The organism is Paraburkholderia franconis, from assembly GCF_009362735.1.
Classification (GTDB): domain Bacteria; phylum Pseudomonadota; class Gammaproteobacteria; order Burkholderiales; family Burkholderiaceae; genus Paraburkholderia; species Paraburkholderia franconis.
On the sequence record NZ_WHNP01000155.1, the window covers coordinates 1 to 6,598 of the forward strand.

The following is a 6,598-nucleotide window of genomic DNA, read 5'->3' on the forward strand; positions in this document are numbered from 1 at the left end:
TTGCCTTGCCCCCACACCGCACGGCTGCTGGCAGTGTCGATTCCTGCCGAGTCGCCACGGTGAACCGTCTACTGAAGGGTACTTTGTCTCCGGAGCTTCGCACCCGATCGTTACCAATCGCGCACGTCCGGATAGGCAACTGCTGGTCGTGCAGCAGGTCACATTTCGACAGATCCCGAATGTGACAAGGCAAGAAAGAGCTTTGCCGTCAACTTCATTGCCGATTTACGTCCGGCGGACGGCGACACGTGTCGCACGCTGAAATGAAGTATAGCGGCATCGATCTGCACTCGAACAATGCCATGGTCGCCGTGATCGACGACGAGGATCGGGTGCTCTACTGCAAGCGACTCGCCAACGACCTGCAGCTAATTGTTGCGGCGCTCGTGCCACACCAAGATGAGCTTCAAGGAATAGTCGTGGAGGCAACGTTCAACTGGTACTGGCTTGTCGACGGACTGATCGCCGCAGGCTTTGCCGTTCATCTCGCCAACACCTCTGCAATCAAGCAGTACGAGGGGCTAAACGTTCGGCTGGTGGATAGATGTAGCCTTCAGGCAGCAGTCCAAGACGGAATATGTGAGCGAGGAACACCGCATCGCGCTCGTCGCTCGAGCATTGCGAGATCTCTCCCGCAAGCGGCTACAGCTTGTGCAGCAGCGGACCTTGCACATCCTCAGCATTGAGAGCCTGCTGGCACGGCAGATCAACTTGCCGATGAACGGCGAACATGTCCAGCGACTGGATGATGAGGCGATACGCGCATTTGCCCTACCGCCGCATGTCGAGCGCGCGCTAATGGCCAACATGACAGTGCTGCGCACGCTGCGCATTGAAATAGCTGCCCTCGAAAAGATCCTGCATCAGGAGGCGCAACTCTACGCCCTGAATTCGAAACGCTGAAAAGCGCGCCTGGGATCGGCAATGTACTCGCAGCCACGATCATGCTTGAGACCGGCACGATTGCCCGCTTCCGCAGCGTCGGCCAGTTCAGTTCATACTGCCGGTGCGTTGACAGCAAGCGGATCTCCAACGGGAAGAAAAAAGGCGAAGGCAATGCGAAGAACGGCAACAAGTATCTCGCCTGGGCTTTCATCGAGGCTGCAGCCATTGCGCTGCGCTCCTGCCCCCAGGCGCGACGCTTTTACGAACGCAAGAAGGCCAAGCGTCTGCCAGTCGTGGCCATGAAAGCGCTCGCGCACAAGCTGGCGCGTGCGGCTTATTACATGATGCGTGATGGCAAACCATTCGAGGTAACGCGATGCTTTAGCTAGCTTTGGCGGGGGACTGAGAGCACGGTAAATTTGTTGGTCCGAAACCATGGAAGTGATTGTGCCCAGTCCCCGGCCATCCCGCTGCTACGAACCCTGAGACGCCCAGGTCATGAGCCGATAACTGTCTGGTGCCCCATGCGGGGCAACCATGGAATTGAAAAGTATCCGCCCTCTGGACATTGGCCTGGCACCGACGATTCTCTGGAGCTCGACTGAGCCAGGGGTGAATGCCGGAAATCGGGTGTTCACCTTGATCCCGATGGGTGACTGGTGCGGATCAGTTCCGCGACCATACAGACGAGAAACCGGGCGCGTCACCAAGCTTCGCATCGTCAGGATGGCCAAAAAACAGGTTCAACATGCAGGGCCCAGTCCTTGAGAGGAGAGATTTATCCCTTTACTCCAGCCTTCCAATGGGTGGCAGTTTTAATTCGGACTGGGGTGAATTGACGACTTTATTTCGTTCGGAAACAAATTTGTCAATTCGACGGGGATATTCCTTGCGCAATAGGGAATCTGGATTGACAGAATTGATGCGCCCTACGCCAAGGTTAGCCCGGAATCACCGGATCAGCAGGAGGAAATCAATATGGGCATTCGGGTGGAGTGTTACGCCGGCTATCGGGACGAGGAGACACCGCGTGTGTTCTTTCTTGGAAAACGCCGGATCCGGGTCGTGGAGGTACTCGACCGCTGGCTTGCGCCGGACCACCGCTATTTCAAGGTCCGAGGCGATGATGTCGCCGTCTATATCCTGCGCCACGACGAGGTCGCCGGGGAGTGGGAGATGACGATGTTTGACTGCGGCTAGCGGCGATTTCTGAAGATGATCGTTCGTTTAAGTGGGTGTTGACCGCCTCATGGGAGACGGCGATCCGCCGGCGTGTACTTCCTACAAGGCGAGCGTCCCGTCTTATCACGGGCGAGACCCTACACCCACAACACTTGACATCGCACGTTCGCCGCGGGATGCGAACCCTCGCAGCGTCTGTGAAGAAATATGGCTCGGCGTGAGCGAGGCACCACACTTCGGGCAGGACGGGCTCATCTCCGCAAATAGATTGTCAAGTCCATCGTAAGCACCCTTGTGCTCGAGATCGCGCAGGCTAGCCATGTACCAGGCGGCACGTTGCTCAGCGTTTCCGGTCTCGACGATGACACCGCGATGTCCGCACGGACAGGTTACGTAGGTAAATTTTCGGGTCAGCATGATGTCCCCCCGAAATGACCAGGTGAGATGCTCAGTCACGCATACACCGTGCCAAATGTAAATAGCTGTGGTGCAATCCGGATGCGTCGGTCTGTACGCTTGAGTTTTTGATGCGGGAGCCAATGCGTAAGCTGAAAGACATTGACGGATTGTTCAACGGGCGCCACTTTGATCGCGAAGTTGACACGGACACGGACGCGGGCAACATTTACCCGCGTCCGATCGCACCGCTTATGCGACCGCGCGCAGCACCTGACCCGACGCGCGAGAGCTGCTATGCAGTTGACCGACTCTGGTCTGCAGCCTTCGGCGTTGTTGCCTTCCAGGCCTGGAACGCCTTGTCACGCTTCAGGTGCTGCACGATGACATGCTCGATGATGAAGTCGAGCGACACCTCCGCGTCATTCATGTCCTGGTAGGCGCGCTGATAGGCGAGCAGATCGGCATGTACTTCTTGCGACAGGTTAACGGGCAACCTGGTCTTTTCCGGCTCGCGCTTGACGACCGGCAACAGCAGACGTGCGGAAGATTTGCGGGTAAGTTTTTGCGTCATGGTTATGTCAGTCCCAGTGTTTGCGACGGATCGCCTTGATGACAGCAGAGCCACACGTAATAAAGCCGCACGTCGAGGCGGCTGTTCCAGTTGAGTCCGGCGAAGAGTTCGGCGGGCACCGCCCTGGCAACCGGACAGACGACAAGGCCGATCGCCACGTACGCGCCGAAGCAAAGCACGGAACTGGTCGTGAACTCCTGACCGATTTTCGGCGCCACATAAGCCGCGAAGCACATGAAACCCATCAGCACGGCTATGTTGGTTGACCGCACGAGAAGCGCTTTCTGTCGCGTCATGTTGAGATTGACCTGAAAGTCATGCTTCTCCGATGAATAATTTTAGTACTACGAAATTGTTTTTTGACACAGTCTGGGCCAGGAAGCGCCCTTCACTTGGATCGCAGCCCAGTCATTCCCGCGTCGGCTGCGCCTTGGAAACGGCCAGTCCGCTGATCTGATACAAAGGGGCGCGGTGCGCAGCTCCGTCTGTTCGATCCCGTCTCAGTAGGTGCGGTGCCGCCCCAGGCTTGCGCCTGCCCGCCACCTCTGTCTAACCTGTGCGCCATGCCAGGCAAGGGGGCACAGCCAGGCAGAGCCGCATCGCTTCGTCTGCAGAACGGGCCGCCTAGTGAAACAGTTACAAGATAAGTATTGACGCTGGTCCACCCGGCGGATATTGTGCCGTTCGAAGTTCAAGAAGTTCGATTGCTGTTCATCAATTGCTCGCTCCTCAGCGGTATTCGTTGTCCTCTCCCTCCTTGAAGCTTCACACACTCTTTAATAGAGCAAATCTTCGTATTTTTCCTCAAGGATTCTTCATGGATACCGGCACCGTTAAGTGGTTCAACGACAGCAAAGGCTTTGGCTTCATCACCCCGGACAAGGGCGGCGACGACCTGTTCGCGCATTTCTCCGAAATCAGGGGTGACGGCTTCAAGACGCTGGCTGAAAATCAGAAGGTGAGCTTCGAAACGAAGCAAGGCCCGAAGGGGCTGCAAGCGGCTAACATCAAGCCGATGTAAAGTTGAAGGGCCCGGCCTCCCGCGACGGACGCCGGGTTGCAGCGACACCCTCGCGGAGCTTTGTGTCCCTCAGTTGGCGCGATCGCTCCTGATTGGCATCTGTTTATTGTGCAGCTTGCCAAGCGCCATACGCCTCGTTGCGCCTCATTCTCCCCTCAGGCTTCAACGCCATTTTTCGCTTTTCGACTGCTTCAGAATTCGGCTCGAATGGCTTTGAATCGGCGCACCCGTGTACTTTTCGCACGGCACGTGCGCACTCAAATATCATTAAAATTAAAATGCAAAACAAACAAATTCAACAATATAACGGCTATGCCGTCCAATCCTCGGCGCATCGTTTGCCCGACGGTAGCTTTTCATCCAACCTGCTGCTCGAACGCATCGATAGCGCGCGAGCCGAAGGTCGCTACTGGTTCTATTCGCTCGATTACTTCAAGAGTGAAGAGCAGGCGTTGCAGCACTCGACCCGGTGGGCACGCAACTGGGTCGACACGCGCGGTTAAAGACGACGCCACAGTTCGAAACACCCAACGCATCTGAGACGCCAGGGCGGGTGCAACAAAACGCGCCCAAACATCACGCGGGATCCCGAACTGCGCATCGTCGGCACGCATGGCTGACAACGCCCCTTCTTTCTGGCCCCGCCGATAGTGGCGGGACAGATGGCGGCCTTCGGCCTTCGGTTACAATGCAGGAGTAGCGCGCTTCGCACGGCACCGAAAAAACGCGTGCTGGTTAGTCGCGAATTTTCGTTTGATTGATAGTCCAGTGAGGCCAGCGATAACAGTGCTCGCTGGACTGCACGCCCCGGCTCGCATCGGACCGGTATTGCGAGCCGCCGCGTCTGACCAATCCCCTCGCGTACCTTATTCGCCGCCCGGACAGGGCGGTGTCCATGACTTCCAGGACGCAAGGGCTGCCCAGCAAATTTCATGCTTCCTACTACCGCGCGAGCGCGTGTCGATCAACGCTCGCGGCTTCTTCCTCAATGCGGCATCCGAGCCCACGCTGCGTGCACATCACCATTCGCCATTGCTGCCGGATCTCAACCAAGGAAAAAATTGACTACCGTAATTCTGAAACCCGACGAGCTCGTGGAAGTTGCATTACGCCGTTTCCGTCGCGCGATCGAGCGCACCGGCTTGATTCCGGAGCTTCGTGCCCGGACAGCCTATGAAAAACCTACCGCAGAACGCAAGCGCAAAAAGGCTGCTGCAGTGGCACGCTTGCGCAAGCAGATCAAACGGTCGTTGCCGCCGAAAAAACGGTACTGACCGGGAACTGCCGGGCAGCCATGTCGAGGCGGCCGTCTAGTGCCCAGCCGGGTGTCTCGCGTAACCTCCGCATGGGGAACCGGTTCTGATCTGGGCCGAGTGGCCGGTTGAGTTTCGCATACCGGCCACTCGATTTTCTGCGATCGATAGACCTGTATCGGGTCGATTCCGGACCTACAGGAACAAGTCGGTCGCTTCTTACTGAGCAATCAACCGGACGATGTGCCCGTCCCTGTGTGGGCGTTTCAGCCAGGTAGAAATCGTGCCCCGGTTGCGCTGCGCGATGACGGGACGCTCACAAACGGCTCAGCAACTCCGCCTTCTTGGCGGCAAACTCCTCATCGCTGAGAATCCCCTTCGCGTGCAGTTGGGCGAGCTTCTCTATGGTGGCGAACACGTCTGCCTCGCGGGCGACCGACTGAGTGCTGACGGGCTCCTCCTGCACCGACGGCGACGCCGGCGGCGGAACCCCACCGACCGGGACAACCGGCAGGCTGGCGACAGCAACCAGGCCGTGCTGGCTCGCGAATGTGAGGGACGCGCCGCGGGACTGCTGCTGTGAGAAGCCGCTGATCTGGTGATCGAGCGTATCGTAAGTCGTCACCCTGCCGTTCACTTCGATCGCCAGGCGCCGGGGCTGTGCGAAGTAGGCATAGCGGACGTCGTTCTGCGCGCCGGTGCTGTTGGGCCGCCCCAGATCAGCGGGCCACCAGTCGCCAGAGGTGCCGGGAGCGGGCGGAACGAACAGACTCACCGGTCCGACCGGTCCGGCTGCGGTCTGCTGCTGGTTGCTGCCACCGTAACCCGCGCCCTGCTGTTGTTGCTGGCCGCCGCCGTCGTTGCCCTGCTGCTGGGTACCCTGGCTCTGCGACTGGACGCTGCCGCTGCGAATAAGGTCGGGCTGATTTGCCATCAGGCCGGAAAGCTCGAAACAGAGGCCATCGACCCGGCCTTTCAGGTAGTTGTTGAACTGAAGTTGACCCGGCAAAACGGACACCTATCCTTTTACAGGAGGTGCCGAAATGGGCAAGACTCGTACACCGTACCCGGCGGAATTCCGGGCGCAGATGGTGGAACTGGTCAAGGCCGGGCGCACACCGCAGGAGCTCGCTCGCGAGTTCGAACCGACGGCGCAGACCATCACCAACTGGGTTGCGCAAGCCGAACGTGATGCTGGGGTGCGTCATGACGGGCTGACCACGGCCGAGCGGCAGGAGCTTACGCGGCTGCGCCGTGAGAATCGCCAGTTAAAAATGGAGCGCGACA

The 6,598-nt window shown here is 58.4% G+C and carries 8 protein-coding genes and 1 pseudogene; 6 read left to right on the plus strand and 3 right to left on the minus strand.

All coding sequences use genetic code 11. The features are described 5' to 3' along the window. The first annotated feature begins 263 nt into the window (after positions 1 to 263). Positions 264 to 1,274 (plus strand): annotated as a pseudogene (locus GCT13_RS51680) (IS110 family RNA-guided transposase). A gap of 589 nt (positions 1,275 to 1,863) precedes the next feature. Then, positions 1,864 to 2,085 carry a hypothetical protein gene (locus GCT13_RS46405; protein WP_152768299.1) on the plus strand — a complete coding sequence of 74 codons (222 nt, stop codon included), beginning with the start codon at positions 1,864 to 1,866 and terminating at the stop codon, positions 2,083 to 2,085. 673 nt (positions 2,086 to 2,758) lie between these two features. On the opposite strand, the gene GCT13_RS46410 is transcribed toward GCT13_RS46405, so the two are convergent. Together GCT13_RS46410 and GCT13_RS46415 are read right to left on the minus strand one after the other, a co-directional pair. Next, the gene (locus GCT13_RS46410) at positions 2,759 to 3,037 is read right to left on the minus strand and encodes a DUF2274 domain-containing protein (protein WP_152768300.1); all 279 of its coding nucleotides are present in this window, start codon (positions 3,035 to 3,037) and stop codon (positions 2,759 to 2,761) included. A 2-nt stretch (positions 3,038 to 3,039) separates the two neighbouring features. Beyond that, complete coding sequence (locus tag GCT13_RS46415) at positions 3,040 to 3,333, minus strand: hypothetical protein (RefSeq protein WP_152768301.1); 294 nt, start codon at positions 3,331 to 3,333, stop codon at positions 3,040 to 3,042. A gap of 521 nt (positions 3,334 to 3,854) precedes the next feature. On the opposite strand from GCT13_RS46415, the gene GCT13_RS46420 reads away from it, so the two are divergent. From GCT13_RS46420 to rpsU, 3 genes are all read left to right on the plus strand, one after another. After that, the gene (locus tag GCT13_RS46420) at positions 3,855 to 4,058 is read left to right on the plus strand and encodes a cold-shock protein (RefSeq protein WP_017773014.1); all 204 of its coding nucleotides are present in this window, start codon (positions 3,855 to 3,857) and stop codon (positions 4,056 to 4,058) included. 278 nt (positions 4,059 to 4,336) lie between these two features. Next, positions 4,337 to 4,561, plus strand: a complete 225-nt coding sequence (locus GCT13_RS46425; protein ID WP_152768303.1) for a hypothetical protein — start codon at positions 4,337 to 4,339, stop codon at positions 4,559 to 4,561. A gap of 558 nt (positions 4,562 to 5,119) precedes the next feature. Further along, complete coding sequence (rpsU, locus tag GCT13_RS46430) at positions 5,120 to 5,332, plus strand: 30S ribosomal protein S21 (protein ID WP_152768302.1); 213 nt, start codon at positions 5,120 to 5,122, stop codon at positions 5,330 to 5,332. A gap of 295 nt (positions 5,333 to 5,627) precedes the next feature. On the opposite strand, the gene GCT13_RS51550 is transcribed toward rpsU, so the two are convergent. Then, positions 5,628 to 6,320, minus strand: coding sequence for an SHOCT domain-containing protein (locus GCT13_RS51550; RefSeq protein WP_227747388.1), 693 nt, complete (start codon positions 6,318 to 6,320; stop codon positions 5,628 to 5,630). A gap of 34 nt (positions 6,321 to 6,354) precedes the next feature. Here GCT13_RS51550 and GCT13_RS46440 point away from each other — a divergent pair. After that, positions 6,355 to 6,598, plus strand: a 244-nt coding sequence (locus GCT13_RS46440) for a transposase (protein ID WP_152766407.1), incomplete at its 3' end; no start/stop codon positions are given.